At 46.0% G+C, this 19,522-nt stretch carries 16 protein-coding genes and 1 pseudogene; 10 read left to right on the top strand and 7 right to left on the bottom strand.

Features of this window, described 5'->3' with window-relative positions; genetic code table 11:
- Nucleotides 1–75: 75 nt before the first annotated feature.
- A pseudogene (locus tag ITG12_RS25115) lies at nt 76–1,313 on the bottom strand (IS256-like element ISVa19 family transposase).
- 140 nt (nt 1,314–1,453) lie between these two features.
- Between ITG12_RS25115 and ITG12_RS25120 the strand changes: the two are divergent.
- A complete protein-coding gene (locus ITG12_RS25120) occupies nt 1,454–2,275 on the top strand; it encodes a hypothetical protein (RefSeq protein ID WP_038880160.1) in 822 nt (273 codons plus the stop codon).
- A gap of 72 nt (nt 2,276–2,347) precedes the next feature.
- Here ITG12_RS25120 and ITG12_RS25125 read toward each other — a convergent pair whose 3' ends face one another.
- Complete coding sequence (locus tag ITG12_RS25125) at nt 2,348–2,956, bottom strand: YitT family protein (RefSeq protein WP_038880163.1); 609 nt, start codon at nt 2,954–2,956, stop codon at nt 2,348–2,350.
- 218 nt (nt 2,957–3,174) lie between these two features.
- On the opposite strand from ITG12_RS25125, the gene ITG12_RS25130 reads away from it, so the two are divergent.
- Nucleotides 3,175–3,570: a GFA family protein gene (locus tag ITG12_RS25130; protein ID WP_038880166.1), complete on the top strand. Its 396-nt coding sequence runs from the start codon at nt 3,175–3,177 to the stop codon at nt 3,568–3,570.
- Between the two features lie 26 nt (nt 3,571–3,596).
- On the opposite strand, the gene nhaD is transcribed toward ITG12_RS25130, so the two are convergent.
- Entirely contained in the window at nt 3,597–5,027 is a 1,431-nt protein-coding gene (gene nhaD / locus ITG12_RS25135; protein ID WP_038869787.1) for a sodium:proton antiporter NhaD, read from the bottom strand.
- A gap of 420 nt (nt 5,028–5,447) precedes the next feature.
- On the bottom strand, nt 5,448–6,473 hold the full coding sequence (locus ITG12_RS25140; protein WP_038880172.1) for an acyltransferase family protein: 1,026 nt from the start codon (nt 6,471–6,473) through the stop codon (nt 5,448–5,450).
- A 253-nt stretch (nt 6,474–6,726) separates the two neighbouring features.
- On the opposite strand from ITG12_RS25140, the gene ITG12_RS25145 reads away from it, so the two are divergent.
- Nucleotides 6,727–7,317, top strand: coding sequence for a TetR/AcrR family transcriptional regulator (locus ITG12_RS25145; RefSeq protein ID WP_038880323.1), 591 nt, complete (start codon nt 6,727–6,729; stop codon nt 7,315–7,317).
- Nucleotides 7,318–7,439: 122 nt separating this feature from the next.
- Entirely contained in the window at nt 7,440–8,294 is an 855-nt protein-coding gene (locus ITG12_RS25150; RefSeq protein WP_038869784.1) for an alpha/beta hydrolase, read from the top strand.
- 113 nt (nt 8,295–8,407) lie between these two features.
- Here ITG12_RS25150 and ITG12_RS25155 read toward each other — a convergent pair whose 3' ends face one another.
- Both ITG12_RS25155 and ITG12_RS25160 read right to left on the bottom strand, forming a co-directional pair.
- Nucleotides 8,408–10,948: a glycosyl hydrolase family 18 protein gene (locus ITG12_RS25155; RefSeq protein WP_038880175.1), complete on the bottom strand. Its 2,541-nt coding sequence runs from the start codon at nt 10,946–10,948 to the stop codon at nt 8,408–8,410.
- 394 nt (nt 10,949–11,342) lie between these two features.
- Nucleotides 11,343–11,846: a DUF2850 domain-containing protein gene (locus ITG12_RS25160; protein WP_038880178.1), complete on the bottom strand. Its 504-nt coding sequence runs from the start codon at nt 11,844–11,846 to the stop codon at nt 11,343–11,345.
- A gap of 221 nt (nt 11,847–12,067) precedes the next feature.
- Here ITG12_RS25160 and ITG12_RS25165 point away from each other — a divergent pair, with 221 nt between their 5' ends.
- The gene (locus tag ITG12_RS25165; protein WP_005448986.1) at nt 12,068–12,352 is read left to right on the top strand and encodes a pyrimidine/purine nucleoside phosphorylase; all 285 of its coding nucleotides are present in this window, start codon (nt 12,068–12,070) and stop codon (nt 12,350–12,352) included.
- A gap of 163 nt (nt 12,353–12,515) precedes the next feature.
- Nucleotides 12,516–12,797, top strand: a complete 282-nt coding sequence (locus ITG12_RS25170; protein WP_038880181.1) for a hypothetical protein — start codon at nt 12,516–12,518, stop codon at nt 12,795–12,797.
- A 20-nt stretch (nt 12,798–12,817) separates the two neighbouring features.
- On the opposite strand, the gene ITG12_RS25175 is transcribed toward ITG12_RS25170, so the two are convergent.
- Nucleotides 12,818–14,002 (bottom strand): GGDEF domain-containing protein, encoded by a 1,185-nt coding sequence (locus ITG12_RS25175; RefSeq protein WP_038869777.1) that lies wholly within the window; start codon nt 14,000–14,002, stop codon nt 12,818–12,820.
- A gap of 447 nt (nt 14,003–14,449) precedes the next feature.
- On the opposite strand from ITG12_RS25175, the gene ITG12_RS25180 reads away from it, so the two are divergent.
- From ITG12_RS25180 to ITG12_RS25195, 4 genes are all read left to right on the top strand, one after another.
- A complete protein-coding gene (locus ITG12_RS25180; protein ID WP_038880184.1) occupies nt 14,450–15,781 on the top strand; it encodes a carbohydrate porin in 1,332 nt (443 codons plus the stop codon).
- 416 nt (nt 15,782–16,197) lie between these two features.
- Nucleotides 16,198–17,202: a LacI family DNA-binding transcriptional regulator gene (locus ITG12_RS25185; protein WP_038880186.1), complete on the top strand. Its 1,005-nt coding sequence runs from the start codon at nt 16,198–16,200 to the stop codon at nt 17,200–17,202.
- A 22-nt stretch (nt 17,203–17,224) separates the two neighbouring features.
- A complete protein-coding gene (locus tag ITG12_RS25190) occupies nt 17,225–18,472 on the top strand; it encodes an extracellular solute-binding protein (RefSeq protein WP_038880189.1) in 1,248 nt (415 codons plus the stop codon).
- Nucleotides 18,473–18,532: 60 nt separating this feature from the next.
- Nucleotides 18,533–19,522 carry a sugar ABC transporter permease gene (locus tag ITG12_RS25195; protein ID WP_038880192.1) on the top strand — a complete coding sequence of 330 codons (990 nt, stop codon included), beginning with the start codon at nt 18,533–18,535 and terminating at the stop codon, nt 19,520–19,522.

The raw sequence follows: 19,522 nt of genomic DNA on the forward strand, positions 1-19,522 counted from the left end.
TACCTTATTTGCTTCGATTTTGTGTAGGGTTGTTGAGCTAAAGAGGAGCTATTGTCAAATGTGGTGTATGGAAGATCATGCAGTAGCTTGTTGATGAGTCTCCATTTCTTTCACTCCATTGATGAAGCGAACATCTTTCACAACATCCGCTAGGAGTGCAAAACCTCGTAGACGACGCCACTTCGTCTCTGCACTGCGCATTAACTTGTAGGCCATCATCAACGTAGTCTTTCTGTTTCCACAGTTCTTCGTCTTGTTCGTGCGTAAACGTACTGTGGCGAACATCGATTCTATTGGGTTGGTTGTCCTGATATGAACCCAGTGCTCTGCTGGGTAATCGTAGAACGCCAGCATTTCAGCTTTATCTTTCACCAAGCAGTCGGTTGCCTTTGGATACTTGGCTTCGAAGCGCTTCTGGAAGGTTGAGAAGGCGTGATAAGCATCATCTCTAGTCTCTGCCATCCAGATATCTTGCAGTGCTTCCTTCATTCGTGGTTGTACGCTTTTGGGCACCTTGTTAAGCACATTCGCCGTCTTATGTACCCAGCATCGTTGCTGAGTCGTTTGAGGCCAGCACTTAGCAACCGCTTTCCAGAAGCCAGCGCGCCATCTCCGATGGCGAGCTTCGGTGCTAACTGTAATCCCTGCGCTCGTAGCTGCTCAATGAGTTCCGTCCAACTTGCTTCTGACTCTCTATGACCATCCAGAACGCCAAGGACTTCTTTGCGTCCAGTGTCATCGACACCAATGATGACGAGTAAGCAGAGCTTATCGTCCATCCTAACGTGACAGTAAACACCGTCAGCCCAAATGTAAACATAGCGGCGCCTACCGAGGTCACGCTTACGCCACTGTTCGTACTCCGCATACCAGCGCTCTTTGAGGCGACAGATGCTGTTGGCTGACAGGCCTTTCGCATCCTTACCAAGCAGAGACTCCAGAGCAGGCAGCATATCGCCCGTAGATATTCCCTTGAGATAGAGTAACGGGAGCAGTGTTGCAACGCTCTTTGTTCGCTTGAGATACGGTGGTATCAAGTTGCTATTAAATTTGACGCCATGCCCTGAGCGATCTCTTACCTTAGGAATTTGCACTTCGACATCACCGACACCGGTTTGCAAGGTTCGCTCAGGTAAGAAACCGTTGCGAACGATAGCTTGCTTGCCGTCAACCATAACATTCTGGTGTTGTGCAAGTAACTGTTGAAGCTCAGCTTCAACAGCTTGTGCAATCAAATCTCTAGCCCCTTGACGTATCAGTTCAGTAAGTGGGTCTTGTGGTGTATTCAGTGAAACAACAGTATTATCAGTCATGCGGTGTACCTTTCTGTTAATCGTTCTGGGGAGAACTGCATCAACAGATTACACCGCAACTTCCTTTCTCTTCCATACACCAGAAATCAGCATAGCTCGCTAAAGAGCAATCCAGAGCAATGAAAAAGGAAAATAAGGATATGTCTTTCAAAACGGATTTTGATGCATTCATAAACCAAAGTTGGCAGCAGCATGAAGCGCAGCCACAACAAACATACACTCAATTAGAACAAGCGCTTAGTGAGGTGGAAGACACTAACCATGCTGAGCGCATCTTACCCTTGATGCTGCACACTTCCATCGGTCATCTGCACGACCCGAAGCAGTTTCTCACCAGTTTAGATAAGCTCGAAAATGGCGTAGCGAGTCAGTGTATGGTGCGTCAGAGAGCCAAAATTGTCGCGCAGTACTTTGTGGATCAAACGACGGACCATATCGTTGACTTGGAAGATGTCGATCAGCGCCGCGTTTTTGCTCAGATTGCCAACGAGCTATCTGCGATGAACGAGCTAGAGCAAGCTAGCACATGGTTAGCAAAAGCAGCCAACGGGATAGATTCAGACCAAACTGCCGAGCCGTTGGCACGTTCAATTGCCATTACGGGCAACAACCTTGCCTGCCAATATGAAGAGCTTGAAACGCGCTCTGAAGCGCAGGTAGAGCGAATGCTAGAGGCTGCAACATTGGCGCTTGAGAATTGGAAGGTTGCTGGTGGTTGGATGCAAGAAGAGCGAGCAGAATATCGTTTAGCCATGAGCCTACTTAAAGCAGGAAACCCACTCCAAGCCAAAGTGCACGCTGATCGCTGTGAGGCAATCTGTCGACAAAATGGAGAAGATGCTTTTGAGCTCTTCTACGCGAATGATTTATTGATGCTGGTGCATTATCACTTAAGCCAACAAAACAAGCTCAAGCTGGCTGAAGGGGACCAACAATACTGTGAGAATTCGCCTCTAGTGTAGTCTTATGTTATTGACAAGGAAAAGCCCCGAGAATTTATCTCGGGGCTTTGGTTTTTGTCATGTGTTAGAAGATTATGCCGATTGTGGCGTTGGCTGATATCGCCCTGGTTTGTGGTTCATTGCCAAGATTAAGTTGGTCGCCACCGCGCCAAGTATAGATAGGGCGATCAAGTGAATATCGACGATAAATAGAGACATCACCACGATGGTGCAGTCGAGCGCCATTTGAACTTTGCCTGCACGAATGCCAAAGCGTTCCTGAAGGTAAAGTGCCAGTATGTTGAAACCGCCCAAGCTCATCTTGTGGCGGAAAATTACCAGCATTCCCATACCAATCAGGCCTCCACCGAGGAGGGCGGCGTAAACGGGTTCAATACGAGAAATTTCAATCACATGGTGCAGGTGGTCTACCGCAAAGGACACGATCGAAACCGCAATAAAAGTGTTGATGGTAAAACGCCAACCCATGCGCATCACAGACAAAATGTAGAAAGGTAGGTTCAGTGCAAAGAAGATCTGACCAAAGCTAAAATCACTCACTTTAGTGAGGAAGATAGCAAGACCAGCAGTGCCACCTGTCAGCAGTCCCACTTTGCTAAAAAAGATAACTCCAAGTGACACCAACGCACTACCGAGCGTCAGAGCCAAGAGGTTCTCTCTAAGGCTATGATCTTTATCCATAAAAGTATTTTCCTTGGTTTTAAAACCGTTTTAACTGCAAGCGCACAACCAAAACGGATGCGGTTGGCAAAACGCCAACCAAATAGTGATAAATCGATGAATAAAATGTCGTGAAAAGTGATTGATGTCGAGTTTTTGACCTAGATTGCGCGGATGTTAACTGTTTAACAGACTTTACACATTAAGCTAGATGAACACTGAAGCAACAAGGAAAAGTCATGATTAAACAAGTGGGTAGTACCACAATTCAGCCTTTGCATAAGCTCTCTTGTCATTGCGGAAAAGTACAAATCGAACTGTCATTACCAAATGGAATCGAGAAGCCTAGACGTTGTGATTGTTCTATGTGCCGACGTCGTGGCGCGATTGTGGCATCAGTACCTTTGAATGGGATTCGCATCATCCAAGGTGAGGAGGCACTCAAGCTGTATCAGTTTAATACCAGCACGGCTAAGCATTTTTTCTGTGGTGAATGCGGTATCTACACGCATCATCAGCGCCGTTCTGACCCGAGTGAATACGGTTATAACGTTGGTTGCTTAGAGGATGTAAATCCTTATGAGCTGGGAGGTATTGAGGTGATGGATGGCGTGAACCACCCATCAGACCGGTAAGAATATTCAATATTGATCAAGGTAGGTTAAGTGAACAAACTGCCATTCATCCAAAGGTGCGCCGCAATACTTGCGGCATAACCTAGCGCAATCACCGGTGCCCATTTTAAATGGCCAAAGAAGGTGTATTGTCCCCTTGCTGCCCCCATTAATGCCACGCCAGCCGCTGAACCAATCGAAAGCAAGCTACCACCCACGCCTGCAGTCAGCGTGACTAACAGCCAGTTCCCCATCGACATGGTTGGCTCCATCGTTAATACAGCAAACATCACTGGAATGTTATCCACGATAGCAGAGAGAATCCCCACCATGACGTTAGCCCAGATTGGGCTCCATTCGGTGTACATCACGTTGGAAACTAACCCAAGATAACCGAGCAAACTCAAACCGCCGACACACATGACGACACCATAGAAGAACAGTAAAGTATCCCACTCTGCACGTGATACACGGTGGAATACATCAAACGGCACCACTGAACCTAAACGCTTTAAGGCATAATCATCGCCATTGGCAATCGCTTCGGCCGCTTTTTTAGCAAGTGAATGTTTTAGTGTTCGACGCAGGAAATAACCGAAAAACTGCAGGTACGCCAAGCCCATCATCATTCCGATTACTGGCGGGAAGTGAAGTACTGCGTGGAAAGATACCGCCGTCGCGATAGTGAGGATAAACAAGCCTACAATTCGTCTTGCTCCACGTTTCAATTCAATATGTTCATGGACCGTATCTGGCTTAGTGTTTGGTACAAACAACGACATGATGAACGCAGGAATGACGTAGTTGATCAATGACGGAACAAACAACGGCATAAATTCAGCAAAACTGACGTGTCCTGCCTGCCAAACCATCAGGGTCGTTATATCACCAAATGGACTGAATGCGCCGCCAGCGTTCGCCGCAATGACGATGTTAATACAGGCAAGGTTCACAAACCTTGGATTATCGCCAGAAACTTTCATCACCACCGCACACATTAACAGGGCCGTGGTTAAGTTATCCGCGATAGGTGAAATGACAAATGCCAAGCCGCCTGTAAGCCAAAATAGCTGTTTGAAATCGAAACCTTTACCGACCATCCATGCTTGCAGAGCATCAAACAGCCTCCGCTCTTCCATTGCATTGATGTAAGTCATCGCTACTAGTAGGAACAATAAAAGTTCGGCGTATTCCAGAAGGTTGTGTTCCAGTGCGGCTTTAGCGACGTCAGCTTGGTTGTGTTGGGCAAAGGTGTACCCAATCAAAATCCAGATTAATCCCGCGGCGAGCAGTACTGGTTTGGATTTTCGCATATGCAGGTATTCTTCCAGCATCACCAGAATGTAAGCAATGGTGAAGAGAATCAGTGCGGCATAGCCGACGGCAGAATTGACGAGGTTGAGGTCACTGGTGGACGCTGCAAAACTGGGGCTTGAAAAGAGTAAGCAGCAGAAAGCGACAATTGGATAGATTGACATAGACATTTCTCCTTGTCTGACTGGAGAAATTTTAGCCACAAATTAATAAGTTAAGTGTGAGAAAGCTCGAATTAACGGTAGGAGTTTTGAATTGATGTAGCTTGCGCCACTACTTTCTGAGTGACGCAATACTTGCAGCGCCAAATAGGAATACTGCAGCGTATAAACCGTAAGTTAGCCAATGGCTAATTTCTAAAAAAGGAACGAGTCCTTGACCTGCCCACATACCGCCTCCGTTTAATGAGCATTTTGTTGATGTCGAATAAATCTAAAGTAAATGAACAATGTTTTTTGTGAGTGAAAGCAAATTACGTAGCATTAGAAGTGATAATGTTGGCGAGTGAGAGAGAGCTCTCATTTTTGAGAGGCTTGCTTTAACCCCAAAGTGTTAGAGCAAGCCATACATAGTGCTGAATGGATTTAGCGCAGCAATAGTTTTTTCAGTGGAGTGGCTTCGATGCCTTTCACAAGGAGCAGAGTGACCACAATCGTTGCTGGGTAAATAAAGGCGTCTTTAGCTAGGTTTTCTAGCCCCAACATACCTGCGATGTTCATCATGATGATGATCACCAATAGGTGGCTCACGTAGATGCCTAGAATACTCGGTGACCATTTAAATACCCATGGCATATTGCCGAAGTTTGGGTGAGCAAGAAGCCACATGAATGCACCCAACGACCAAATTACGGTACCAAACAAGAAGTCGTGTGAGTTAAATGCGATTTCATAATTCATAAGGTAATAGGCTTCGCCAAAATGCAGTGCCATACCGATCAGTATTAAGCGAATGGTGTTATTGCGCGACCATTGCCACTGATGTTGTCTTGCTAAGTAACCAAGCACCACCAATAAAGTACTGAAGAACGGACCATTACGTGTAAAGAAGGGCGTTGGTAGTTCAGTGAGTGTGACGTAGCTGCCTGCAAACACACCGTAGACGTAAAGTAATACCGCCGCAGGAAGCAACAGTTGTACCATGTTAATGCGAACCAGCAACGCAATAATAGCCACGGCGATGACAAGTGCAGGAATGAACCACAAATGCACCAAGCCACCTTCTAAGAGCGAGTTCACTGGGTTCGACATCAGGTAACCCCAATAACCCTGTCGCTCGACGAGGTAACCTGCTTCTGCAACTACTTGCCAGCGAAACGGCATTAACAGACAAATCAGACTCCAAATCAGCCATATTTTGAGCAGAGGCTTGGCGTAGTTTTTCAGTGTCTCAACGGGATTTGTGCTGAGTTTAGGCTGGAGTAGATATCCGGAGATGAGAAAAAACAGTGGTACAGCAAAGCGAGCCAATTGGTTAAGCATGTACCCAACCCAAGGTACTTCATCCCATTGCCAATACGTGAGAGCCATCTGACAGTGAAGCCCAATGATCGCAAACATTGCGATGATGCGGGCAAATTCTAAACTGGCAATTTTCTTTGTTGTTGCCATAAGTGCTTACCTAAAAAAGTGAAAAATCGCTGCGAAATTAGCAGTTAACGATTCAGTTCTCGCGGTAAAAAATCAACTCATGTGCAATTGACGGCAACCAGTTTGCGAAATTCAGACCCATCTCTAATTTCTAAAATCAAGATTCATTACTTCTTTCAATGTATTGAGATCGAGGCTGTGTCTGATCATGATGGTTGGTTTGACCAGTAAACTTAACATTGCAAAAAAGTACGGTCGTGCTAAAAATGCAGTTATGAAAAAAGGAAAAGTAACCAAAGAACTTATTCTGCAACGTGCATTCCAACTGGCGAGCGAAAATGGATTGGAAAGTCTTACCATTGGTGAGTTAGCGAAGCAGTGCGGGATGTCGAAAAGTGGTTTATTTGCTCACTTTAACTCGAAGTTAAATCTTCAGCTGTCAGTATTGGAACACGCCAATCTAGTATTTGCTGAGCGTGTGATTGCGCCTGCACGTGAGTTAGGTGATAGCAATATTGAACGTAAAGTACGTGGCTTACTAGACACTTGGATGACGTGGAACCACTCTTTTCAAGGCAGTTGCATGTTCCTCGATGCTTGGAACGACACCGCAGAAGAAGGTTGTGCGTTGCAAGCAGCATTGCGTAAATCAATTGATACTTGGTTGAATTACCTAGAAATTCAGATCAAGAAAGGCAAAGAAAACCAAGAGTTTGTGGCGGACTTAGACACGCGACAAGCGACCTTTGATCTATACGGGCAGTACTTAAGTGCACACGTATTTTACTCGATCAAAGGGGAAGAAGAGAGCCAGAGATTGTTCTGGCAAGGCATCGATAACTTGTTTAGTCGATGGAAGCGCTAGCCCCGCGGTAACGGGCATAGTAAGAGATTCATAACAAAGGGCGACACAGAGCGCTCTTTCTTATCAGCTTAAAAAGCACGACCGTTCTATTTTGTGCAAAGCTGGTAGCTAAGGAAACGATCATGAGTGAGAAAATTTACTTCAATACTTCGCAGAAGTTCAGTGTTAAGCGCAGTCTGATCAACATCAGTACGCGTTTACATCACACGCTAGCGCCCTCACACGCAAAAAATACCGCGCGTAAATTGCTGCTTACTCCTGCGCGTACTCAGCCAAAAAACGCTGAGCCACAGGGACTGATCAAAAGTGAAATCCAAGGTCATGCCGGGGCAATTAAAATCTATCAGCTTGGAAGCGGTCCGGTATGGATTCTTACTCACGGTTGGTCTGGAACTGCCAGTCAGTTCTATCCGTTGATGGAGCACATTGCGGCATCTGGTTACACCGCATTAGCATACGACCATCCTGCACATGGTGAGAGTGATGGTCAGTACGGACACATCCCTGCGTTTGTTCGTGGCCTAGAGGATGTATTGGATTCGGTGGAAGACGTAGCAGGTTTAGTTGGGCACAGCATGGGCACTGCGTCGGCGCTGGAATGTCGCCACAGTAAACTAGAGAACAAACCTCTTTTGTTGATAGCTCCGGTTCTGAATTATGTAGAAAACCTGTTTGGTAGCATTGCACGCTCAGGATACTCCATGAAGTTATTCAAAGCGGTGGTGTCTGAGGTTGAGGACCAGTTTGGCTATCCACTGCAGTCGATTGACCCAGAAAAGCGTCTTGCAGAGCGCGAAGCAAAAACCATCATTGTTCATGATGAGCAAGACAAGTTCACTAAGCACAGTGTCTCTGCGCAAGCAGCGAGTGAGATGGCACGGGTTGAATTAGTGACGACTCAAGGCCAAGGTCACGGTCGTGTGATGAAGTGTGAAGAGGTGTTCCAGAGTTTCGACCGTTTAATTGAAGCTAGCTGATTATTGAAAAGCACTTAATAGATTCTGTTAGAACAACAAAGGACAGCCGAAGCTGTCCTTTTTATTACAATATTCAGAGCGATTAGTGTTGAATCACAACACTTTAGCTGTGTTTAGTTACAGTTAGCTGGGCCCACTTCTTTCCAAACACCCCATTCGCCAGACTTACTAGGATCTTGTCCTTGTGTCCACCACTTCGCTTCCCAAGTTTTACCTGCGTAAGTCACTTGGTCACCGCCAGTGTAAACAGCTGTTGCATCCCATGCGTTAGTACAAGTGCCACCACCTGTGCTGTGCTTAGATACAACAACGGTTGCACTTGCTGAAGATGCTGCTTGGCCATCGCTTACGCTTACTGTGAAGCTTAGGCTAGTGTTTTGCGGGTATTCTGCTGCTGTGAACGTCACTTTCGCACCGTTAACTGTTGCGTTTAGACCTTGAGGTAGCGTCCAATCGAACGTGAGTGTGTCGTTGTCAGCATCGCTAGAAGCGGAAGCGTCAATTACAACCATGTCACCAGCTTTCGCACTTGCAGGTGCAGAGACCTGCGCAACAGGTGCTGTATTTGGTGGATCAATCACGCCAGCAGGCTTAACCGTTACCACAACAAGATCAGAAGCGCTTGCGCCGTCATTGTCTGTCACGGTTAGCTTGAACGTTAGCTGTTCTTCTGCAGTCACTTCTGCTGCATCAAAGCTTGCTGTCGCAGTGTTTGCGCCAGATAGAGCCACTGCTGTACCTGATACTTGCTCCCAAGCGTAGCTTGCGATTGTGCCATCAGAGTCTGTTGAGTTGCTGCCATCAAGCACAACACTTGCAGGGCCTGTTACTGCTTGGTCCGCACCTGCTGCTGCCGTTGGTTTACGGTTTGGTGGAACAACGACACCACCCGCCATACCTTCGTGCATTGCATTCAGGATGTCGCCGTTATCTGCGTCAATTTCCCAAGAGAACAGACCTGCAAGACCTAGCGACTTCGCGTAGTTACCTTTCGCAAGAATAGAGCGGTGGTCATCAAATGTGATCAGCTCACCTGTTGAACGGTTCCACACCCATGGAGCTTCTGCTTGTGCATCGTAACCGTATTCAAAGCCGTTGATACCAGTATTGTTTGCACCAAGCATGAATGACTTAATGCCTTTGTAGTCAATCACGCCATCTTCCCAGACGCCTTGAGTCGTGCTGCCTTTCAGTTTGCCTGTTGCAGTACCTGTCATTGGGTCATTTGGATCGGTTAGCGTATCAGGTGTTACGCCTTCCCAGCCACGGCCATACATTGCTGTACCTAGTACAAGTTTGTTCGCAGGAACACCTTGAGCTAGAAGAAGTTGGATACCGTTGTCGGCTGTATATGCAGGACCTTTGTACGCTTCACCGTTCTCATCTACACCGCTGCCGTCACACTGACCTGGGCGCATAAATGAACCACAGTAAAGTGCCGTTTGGTGACCAGGTACGTTGTTCCAACCGCCGTAGAAGTCGTAAGTCATTGCGAAGATGTAGTCCATGTACTGAACAGCGTCTGCGTAATCAACATCTTCAATTTTGTCGTAACCTACACCGATTGCAGACGTTAGCTCGTAAGTACGGCCTGTTTCTGCTTCTAGCTCATCCAACATTGCACGTAGTTCACGCATCAATGCGATGTAAGCCGGGCCATCGTTTACTGGGTCACCTTTATCTGCTGCGGCACCGCCACCACCAGGGAATTCCCAGTCGATATCAACACCGTCGTAGAATTTCCATGTTTTTAGGAATTTCTTCACAGATGCGACAAACGTGTCACGGTTGGTCTTGTCAACGAAATCGAAGAATGGGTCAGACAGTGTCCAACCACCGATCGATGGGATAATTTTTAGATCAGGGTTACGTTGCTTCAATGCCATTAACATCGCGTAGTTACCCTTGATCGGCGTGCTGTATTCGTGACCAGCTTGCGCGAAACTCTTTTGATAAGCCGCCCATGGGTCATGGATAACCACTTCGTAGTCGTTCACACCACGACAAGCGGTTTGCAGTGCGTTGAAGCTATTGCCACCAACCGATTTCACTGATTCATTTGGACCACAAATTGGGATGAAGCCGTAAAGGATGTGAGTCAGGTTGTCGACCGGCATATTATCAACCGTGTAGTCACGGCCATAGATGCCCCACTCAACAAAGTAAGTACCCATGACAACACTTGGGTCGGTGTTGTAGGTTTTGTTGTTCGGGTCAACGTTCATAGTTAGCGGCGGTAAATGAGAACCGTCTGTATCCGCAATCGTAATCTCTACTGGTGCGCTTTTCGCACAACCTGTTGCGTCACACGCTTCGATTTCCATTTGGTACAAACCACCTTGGCCGTATTCAAACGACGCAGTAGTTTGGCTACCAGTGATAGGGCCTGTAGCGACTTGAACTCCATCAAAGTAGATGTTGTAAGTGTCACCAGAAGTACCACTCCACTGGTTAAATTTCACGTTGATCTTAGCTAGCTCATGGTACTTAACCATGTCGTTGTAGCCAGATGTGGTTTCCATTGCCAGTTCAATTTTAGAAAATTGCAGGTTATTAGAACCATACATGTCGATACTTGGTGCTGTTGGAGCCGCATTTGCAGCGCCAGAAAGAGCCAGGGCAACCCCAGCTGCACATAGGTTAAATCGAATCATAACTTCTCTCTCAATCCTTGATTTTATGTTCATTCACGAACACAAGCTGCTCTTGCGACAGAAAAGACAACCGATTCACACACTGTGCAAAAGCATCACATTCAGCATTTCAGAAGCTTTTTTTTTTTCAAAAAAAAATAAATCAAGATTCGACTCTGTTACACAAATCTCACTACAAGAAACATTGTTTTGCATAGAAAATACAATATTGAGCCAATAATTTATAAATATTTTGCATGCGTTTAATTAATTATCTACTCAGTCTGGCGGTGTTATTTTGCGAGTGAAATTAAATTTTTATTATGTAACAGAGCAAGTTACGTTAGAAATTGCCAGTAACGGCCCTGTTGAATCTGGGGAAAGATACGTATGATTGATGGGGTCGATAACAAGATTACTTGCGATTGAAGTGCTCGCTCAATGCGGCTCGGCGTTTGGACGCGGCACCAATTTCTGAACCTTGTACGGTGTGCTCGAATCCTTTAAGCACAAAGCGTTGGTCAGGTAGCTTTGGTTCTACGCGACGTATTTGGGGAGAGAGGTGAGAACCAGACAATTGGTAGGCTGTTTTACCTAGTCCGGTGTTTAGGGTGACAACTTTGCCATCGAACTCAAACTGGGTAGCGACGAGGCGATGGTTGCGAAAGACCCCGTCGGGCGTAAAGGAAAGTTGTTCGGTCTGATAAGGCGGCGCACCAATTTCAATCCATTCGCCATACACTTTATCTGGATCGATATAGTCGAGATAAGAAGCGTAAAGTTGGTAGCCGAGAAAGCTCAACAGCGCGCAGCCAAACGTCACAAATCCTCCTTTGATGATTCTGAACTGATGACGAGCCCAAAATGAAGGTTGCGGTTCTGGTTTCTTCTGGCGTTTTCGGCGCGGTGTGGTCGTCATGATCCCTGCTTGTTTTCCTTTTTTAATATGGTGAGAAGCTTACGCTGCAAAAACAAACAATCTCGCCTTTGCGACACCTAAACTATGATCTGATGTCCACTTTTACATTCCGAAACACAGTTATTGAGTATTCGATAGCTCAAAAAAGGTCAATTTAGAGACTTGAGTCGTAAACCGAAACAGGGTAAAAAAGAGCTGATTTTTGATAAGGAAACCAAAGAATGAGTATTAAGGAAAACAGTTATTTTGCTGGTGGCGTAAAGTCACTGGGTTTTAGCCAACAAGGACAGGATGTCAGTGTCGGTGTGATGTTGCCAGGTGAATACACGTTTGGTACACAAGCTCCTGAACGTATGAGTGTCGTCAAAGGTGCACTGATCGTAAAGAAAGCTGGAGAGGTTGATTGGGTGACTTACAACAGCGGTGAGTTTTTTGAAGTCGAAGGTAACTCATCATTTGAGCTTCAAGTTAAAGACGCAACGGCTTACCTATGTGAGTACTTATAAGCACAGCGCCATCTCTGACAAGTGATTGAAGACTGATTTATATAGAAGCTACCTGCGGGTGGCTTTTTTTATGCATGTTATTCAGATGCAACGGTTTTTGGCAATAAAGCGTTAATTATGTATATACTTAAAACAGGTGCACCCATCGACCAAGGAGGATGAGATGGCAGTACAACCTAAACATACCGATCTTCCTCCTCGCTATGAGGCAACGGATTTTACTAATGAGCAACGTCACCGCTTTACTAAGGTGGCCAACGCGGCTCAAAAACGACGTGCTTTCTATAAGCGAGCGATTGAGAAAAGCCTTGTCGGCAAAATGAAAGAGCGAGCGCTCAAGCCTGTTCTTGTCCCACGAGATGATAAACCAAGCAAAATCGGCCAAGTGATCTGGCTTGTCACATTTTTACTTGTTGGCTTATGGGCCATGTATATGTACGCCTAACTTAGGCTCTGCGGTTTGGTTTATAAACTGGCGTCACGCTGCAATGAAGTCACATTTCCCATTGCGCCAACCAACGAGTGTCTTTGATGACGCAACTCTTCTGCATGTGAGCAATGCTCGTAATATGCATACTGGTTTTTGCCAGTGTGCTTCGCAGCGTACATAGCTTTGTCTGCGCAACGAGTCAGTTCAGATAAATCTGTTGCATCTTGGCCGTAAATGGCCGCTCCCACACTCATGGTTAACTCATTGATGTTGTCGTCCGTTTGATAGCCTTTTTGGAACAGGTTGACGATACGCTCCAAAATATTGTCTAGGTCTTTCTTACCGCGCACGTCGTAAAGCATTAAGACAAACTCGTCACCAGCAAAGCGAGCAATCGAGTAGTCATGCTTGTCCGTTTTTCTGTCTTTATTACGAATGTTGTTTTTTAAGCGAGTCGCAAAGTGTTTTAACACACGGTCGCCGACATCGTGTCCGTAGTTGTCGTTAATGTGCTTGAAGTTATCGATATCTAAAAAGACTAAAGCCGTGACACTTTTGGTCTCAACTTGTTCCAACTCTTCTAACTTGGCACGTGCCCAAGTTTCAAAACTCCAACGGTTGGCTAATCCTGTTAACTGGTCAAGGTAAGCCAGTTCTTCGATGCCTTCGCGATACAGGGTTTGAATGTAGTTCACGACTTTAGAGTAATAGTAAGAAAAGGTATGACAAACAAAGCAGATCGCCACCAGCGTAAACATAAATCGGCGCTCGGTCATGTCACTGGCGGTGGGTACACTCTCTAAAAAGGTTAAACCGAAAAAGATGATGAGGGAGTACGTCACGCTAAACAGCAGACCAACTTTGAATTCGTTGATCAAGATAATGGCGGCCACTATCGGGTAGAGCCAAAGCAGTCGACCTGAAGGGGCGTCGTTATAAAGCAGCAGCAACAGTCCATCAAACATCAATACGCCTGTGAGTAGAAGATCGGCGTATTGGTGGTGACCACGGACTTTGATCAGATAGCTGATGGTTAAGCATGCCAAAGCACATAAACCAATGAGTAAACTGAGCCCCCAATTTCCTTCAAGGTAGTGTAGGACAGAGCCATAGGTTAGAAATGCAGTGGCGATGCTAGAACAGAGAAAAACTATCTTCTTTTTTCTTGTCGATCGGATATCCGCCATTTCTTCTAGGCGTGCTCCGGCCAATTTCGACATTGTGTATCCCTACTTTAGACTTACTTAATGCCTATTCTAGGTCGTAATTAAGTAGTACATGGAATAGCAAAGCCCTTAATTGTGATATGAAGCATGTTTGTTATTTACGTGACTTGTTGAATTTGTAAGAAATTTACGAAGTATGAAATGTTTCATGATTATGAAATGTTTCATGTCATCATGAGTGGATTGCTCTTATTTTGCACAAATTAACGTGATAGAAATTAAACAATCCTGTGAAATGAAAGCGATTTCAAAATGTAAAATCTAACAAGCACTATTTTAACTGTCTGATTTTACGCGCTAATAAATATTTTGAGTTTCACGCGTTGTTTCATGTCATTTTGAACACGATGGCCATGTGAAGCTGTAGCGGCTTTTCAAACGTTTCATTCCTTAAGATCCCTATTGAAATAATTACACCTACTAAAAACTTAGGGAAATCACATGAAAAACTTAAAGGTTTTACCTCTCGCGCTTGCAGTGGCCGCTTCGCTTGCTTCTCTCTCTACTTTTGCTGCCGATTCTGATGTAGAAGCTCTGGAAAAACGCATTCAAGAACTGGAGAATCGCATCGATCCTAATTATGTTGATGATCAACAACCGGCTGTACTGACTCCGGATATTGAGATTCCTTATGGTGTTGTCTTCTCCGGCTATGCTCGCTACGGCGCACATTATCAAGCTGGCGACCAGAAATATGTGATGGTTGATGGTTCATTTAATGGGTCATCAGCAATTGGTCGATTAGGTAACGAAGGCAACGGCGGTGAATTCCAGTTAGCGAAAGCGTTCAAGAATGACAGCGGTGCGATCTGGGATGTGGTTGTGATGTTCGATCACTGGGGCGATGAAGTAAACCTGAAAAAGGCTTACGCAGGGGTAACGAATGTTTTCGAAAGCCAGCCGAATGCTTACATTTGGGCGGGTCGTGATTTCCATCAACGTCCACAACAAGGCATCAATGACTACTTTTGGATGATGCATGATGGTCAAGGTGGTGGTATCAATAACCTTGAGCTTGGCTCTGTGAAGCTGGATTTCGGTGTGGTTGCAGCGGTAGAAAATTGTAGCCCAGAAATTGTCGATCCAGGTTCAAACCCTTCTATCTCATGTACGGGTGGTGCAGGAACGGGTGACAGCGGCGCATACGCTTTCACTTCTAAATTGCATGGTATCGACATGGGTTTTGCAGATCTAGAGTTGTACGCAAACTACGGCTTTGATTCCGAAGCGATTGATAGCTCTGAGCACATAGACGCGTACCAATTGGGTGCGGTGATTTCTCGTGCACACGATAGTGGTTCAAACCGTTTAGTATTGCGTTATTCAGACAATGCCGATAACGGCGTATTCTGGAAAACAGAAGACCTCACTACGATTTATGCAAGTTTCGAAGGTAATGCCGATCTCGGTGAAAAAGCCGCGATTGAATACCTATTGGCTTACCACGATTATTCCGTTGATGCTTCAAGTGCGGTGGAAGATGAGCGCACCAACTACAGTGCTATCGTACGTCCGATGTACTTTTGGAACGATGCACACTCTACGTGGTTAGAAGCAGGCTACCAGATGGTCGACTACGCACGTGCTGACGATGACAACACAGGTTGGAAAGTCACCCTATCACAAAACATCTCGTTTGATTGGGGCGCTGGTGCTCGACCAATGCTGCGCTTCTACGCAACAGTCGGTGAGGTGGACAACAAAGCGACTGGCATCAACGATCCTAAGCAAGATACGGTTAGCCTAGGTGCGATGTGGGAAGCTTGGTGGTAAGCCATCTCAAACTACACTCTTAACTCTCTCTATTTTGTCATGGCGCTCATTGCAGCCAGTTGAGTGCCAAACTGTCCATTCTTAACCCTATTTTGAGCCGCATTTGCGGCTCTTTTTTTTTCTTACTCGCCGTTTTTGATTCAAGAGTCAATATTAAAGAGTTGTGAAATCAATGCCTTTGCTTGGTTTCATTTGAGCGTGAAATAACCATTTCATGAAACGGTTTCATGAAATGAAAGCAAACTGCCACGCGCCTCATTCTTTCAAACATTGCCCGAATTTAAAGGGATTTCGGTGTGATTTCTCTCACGATAACACCTCAGTGAATCCGAAATACTAACTGCCATGAAAGCGGTTTCGAGGAGCTTATCTCGAAGCAAGATTGAATCTTGAGGTTCAAGTGGAAGAGGTTTCTTGTGGCGACGATTAAAGATGTATCTGAATACGCTGGTGTTTCTCAGGCTACGGTTTCTCGTGTGATCAACGGCACCAGCCGAGTGAGTCATGATAAAAAGCTGAAAGTCGAAAAAGCGATTCAAACACTTGGCTATCGTCCTAATTCTATTGCGCAGGCATTGGCATCAAGCCGTACGGGCAGCATTGGCATCATAGTGCCGGAGCTTGGTGGTCCATTTTACTCTGGCATCTTACACAGCATGGAAGAGCGTCTTCGTCGTTTTGGCTACCACGTGATTGTTACAGCGGGTTCTAACTCAGAACAAAGTCAGCGTGAATCGGTGGAGTTCCTGCTTGGTCGACGCGTTGATGCCATGATTTTGCACGCACAAAACCTAACAGATGATTATTTAATCGATCTTAAAGAAAAGGGTATGCCGGTGGTGTTAGTTAACCGCTTCATCCCTGAAATGGCACAAAGCTGTATTGAGATCGACAACGAATTTGGTGGCCAGTTGGCGACCGAATACTTGTTGCGTATGGGGCATCGCAACATAGCGTGTATCACCGGCCCTCTGGACAAGTCCGATGCACGGGGGCGTCTACAAGGTTACCGCAAGGCTCTTGAAGAAGCGGGAATTGAGTATGACGAAGCATTGGTCTCAGAGGCCGGTTTTACCGAAGAGTCTGGGGAAAGCGCAATGCGCAAGTTGTTGAAGCGCGATTGTCATTTTACTGCCGTATTTGCTTGTAATGATCACATGGCCTTTGGTGCTTATGAAGTGCTTAAAGCCCATGGCGTTGATGTTCCTGAGCAAGTATCTCTGGTTGGATTTGATGACATTTTGTTTGCGCGCTACCTCACGCCAGCCCTTACCACAGTTAACTTCCCTATTGAGCAAATGAGTGCTGAAGCTGTCCAGCTCGTGATTCAAATCCTCAATAAAAACAAACGAGATGTGAACTTCAAATTATCACCGGCCTTAGTGCCAAGAAGTTCGGTCAAGGAACTGCATACCCTATAAAACGATAATTAAGGACAACAACATGAAACTGAAAACTTTGACGCTTGCGATGACCGCTGCATTGGGTGTGGCTGCGACGGTAAACGCAGCTGATGAATCCAAAATTCGCTTTGATGGCTTCCCAGATTTCGACAGCAGTTTGAAAGTGCTGCTACCGGATTTCGAGAAAGAAACAGGGATTAAGGTTGATTACCTGATGAATAACCACGGTGATCACCATACAAAGCTAACAACCAACCTAGCAACGGGCTCTGGTGCGGGTGATGTGATTGTTGTTGATGTAGAGAAAATAGGCCCATTTGTGGCATCGGGTGGTTTGGTTAACCTGTCTGAAAAATACGGCGCTGATAAATATGCAGAGAGCTTCGCACCTTATGCATGGGCGCAAGGTAAAGGCGCAGACGGTGATGTGTACGGTATGCCTGTCGACCTTGGTCCGGGTGTGATGTATTACCGCACTGACATTTTTGAAAAAGCGGGTATTGATATCAATGAGGCAATCAAAGATTGGGATTCTTACATTGCAGCAGGTGAAAAACTTAAACAACAGAATGTTCAATTGATTGCCTCTGCAGCAGATGTGGCGCAAGCGATCATCTTCACCACAGTACCCGAGGGGGAAGGTCTTTACTTTGATAAAGACGGCAACCCAGTAGTGACGTCAGAGCGCTTTGTTCACGCTTTTGAAGTAGCAAAAGAGATCCGTGATAAAGGCTTGGACGGTCGCATTCTTGCGTGGTCAAACGAATGGTATGAAGGCTTCCGTAACGGCACATTTGCAACACAGCTTTCTGGTGCTTGGTTACTTGGTCACCTAAACAACTGGATTGCGCCAGAAACAGCAGGCAGTTGGGGCGTATCTAACCTTCCTGATGGTATTTACGGAAGCTGGGGCGGCTCATTCCTATCGATTCCTACGCAATCTAAGCACCAAGATGACGCTTGGAAGCTGATCGAATACATGACAACTAAGCGTGAGATTCAACTTAAACACTTCGACACTATTGCAGCGTTCCCTGCAAACACCACAACTTACGACGACCCAATGTTTGAAGAGAAAATTGAATTCTTAGGTGGTCAGCAGGCGCGCTTACTGTTTGCAGAAGTGGCACAAAACATCAAACCAGTGGCACCAGCGAAAGGCGACCACGTTGCTCGCTCTATCATCTTAGAAAATGCACTGATGGAAGTGTTGGATGAAGGCAAAGACATTGAAACGGCATTGAAAGATGCAGAGCGCATGATCAAGCGCCGTACTCGCAACATGTAAGCAATTTGCTATTTGGTAAGCAAGGAGGGCACCACGCCCTCCTGATGAGAGGTCGTTACTATGAATCAGGCAGCGAGCAAGGTAATGGAAACATCAGAGCGTGAGAGTATTTTTTCTCGTCTAAATTTGAAAGCGCTTACACCGTATGGATTCCTACTGCCGTTTTTGATTATTTTTTCCGTGTTTGGGATTTTCCCGTTACTGTTTTCTATTTTTCTTTCCTTCCATGAGTGGAACCCTGTTGAAGGTTTGGGGGCGATGGATTATGTGGGTTTTGAGAATTACCACATTGCACTGACCGACCCATGGCTTTGGCGTTCATTAAAGAACACACTCTGGCTAGCGATTACATCGGGCGCGGCGCAGCACTTGGTTGCTCTACCTGTGGCGTACATTTTGGTGTCTTTGGGTGACCGTTTCCGCCATTGGTTAACGTCGGCTTACTTCCTACCGTTCATCACTTCAACGGTGGCTGCATCGCTCATCTTCTTCAACATGTATTCGCCAAACTCAGGGATTATCAACCAAAGCTTGATGGCGTTGGCAGATAGCACGCTGTTCGGCTGGGCATTCTCTTGGGTTAACGATTTCCAACCAATCCGTTGGTTAGATGATGCAACTATGGTGAAGCCTTCTATCGCCATCATGGTGTTCTGGAAATACACCGGTTTCAACATCGTGCTTTACACCACGGGCTTGATGACGATTCCTAAAGACATCCTAGAAGCGGCACGCATGGACGGTGCAAACGCATGGCGTCGTTTCTGGAGCATTTCGCTGCCAATGATTCGTCCATTCATCTTCTTTGCGGTCACCATGACCATCATCGGTAACTTGCAGCTGTTCGAAGAACCTTTCGTCCTAACGCGCGGTACGGGTGGTACAGGTCAGTCTGGTTTAACCATCTCTATGTACCTCTACAAAGTGGGCTGGGAGTGGTTAGAGATGGGGACTGCGTCAGCGATTTCATGGTTACTGTTTACCTTGATTGCAGGCTGTACGGCGATTCAATTCTTCTTCTTCGGTAAGAAAGGTCTAGGGGAGCAATAA

It is taken from the genome of Vibrio sp. ED002, assembly GCF_023277445.1.
Taxonomy (GTDB): Bacteria; Pseudomonadota; Gammaproteobacteria; order Enterobacterales; family Vibrionaceae; genus Vibrio; species Vibrio jasicida.

What these genes read in the sequence shown, in the direction of transcription:
- ITG12_RS25120 (WP_038880160.1), top strand. Translation starts at nt 1,454, where the DNA reads ATGTCTTTCAAAACGGATTTTGATGCATTCATAAACCAAAGTTGGCAG.
- ITG12_RS25125 (WP_038880163.1), bottom strand. Translation starts at nt 2,956, where the DNA reads ATGGATAAAGATCATAGCCTTAGAGAGAACCTCTTGGCTCTGACGCTC.
- ITG12_RS25130 (WP_038880166.1), top strand. Translation starts at nt 3,175, where the DNA reads ATGATTAAACAAGTGGGTAGTACCACAATTCAGCCTTTGCATAAGCTC.
- nhaD (WP_038869787.1), bottom strand. Translation starts at nt 5,027, where the DNA reads ATGTCAATCTATCCAATTGTCGCTTTCTGCTGCTTACTCTTTTCAAGC.
- ITG12_RS25140 (WP_038880172.1), bottom strand. Translation starts at nt 6,473, where the DNA reads ATGGCAACAACAAAGAAAATTGCCAGTTTAGAATTTGCCCGCATCATC.
- ITG12_RS25145 (WP_038880323.1), top strand. Translation starts at nt 6,727, where the DNA reads ATGAAAAAAGGAAAAGTAACCAAAGAACTTATTCTGCAACGTGCATTC.
- ITG12_RS25150 (WP_038869784.1), top strand. Translation starts at nt 7,440, where the DNA reads ATGAGTGAGAAAATTTACTTCAATACTTCGCAGAAGTTCAGTGTTAAG.
- ITG12_RS25155 (WP_038880175.1), bottom strand. Translation starts at nt 10,948, where the DNA reads ATGATTCGATTTAACCTATGTGCAGCTGGGGTTGCCCTGGCTCTTTCT.
- ITG12_RS25160 (WP_038880178.1), bottom strand. Translation starts at nt 11,846, where the DNA reads ATGACGACCACACCGCGCCGAAAACGCCAGAAGAAACCAGAACCGCAA.
- ITG12_RS25165 (WP_005448986.1), top strand. Translation starts at nt 12,068, where the DNA reads ATGAGTATTAAGGAAAACAGTTATTTTGCTGGTGGCGTAAAGTCACTG.
- ITG12_RS25170 (WP_038880181.1), top strand. Translation starts at nt 12,516, where the DNA reads ATGGCAGTACAACCTAAACATACCGATCTTCCTCCTCGCTATGAGGCA.
- ITG12_RS25175 (WP_038869777.1), bottom strand. Translation starts at nt 14,002, where the DNA reads ATGTCGAAATTGGCCGGAGCACGCCTAGAAGAAATGGCGGATATCCGA.
- ITG12_RS25180 (WP_038880184.1), top strand. Translation starts at nt 14,450, where the DNA reads ATGAAAAACTTAAAGGTTTTACCTCTCGCGCTTGCAGTGGCCGCTTCG.
- ITG12_RS25190 (WP_038880189.1), top strand. Translation starts at nt 17,225, where the DNA reads ATGAAACTGAAAACTTTGACGCTTGCGATGACCGCTGCATTGGGTGTG.
- ITG12_RS25195 (WP_038880192.1), top strand. Translation starts at nt 18,533, where the DNA reads ATGAATCAGGCAGCGAGCAAGGTAATGGAAACATCAGAGCGTGAGAGT.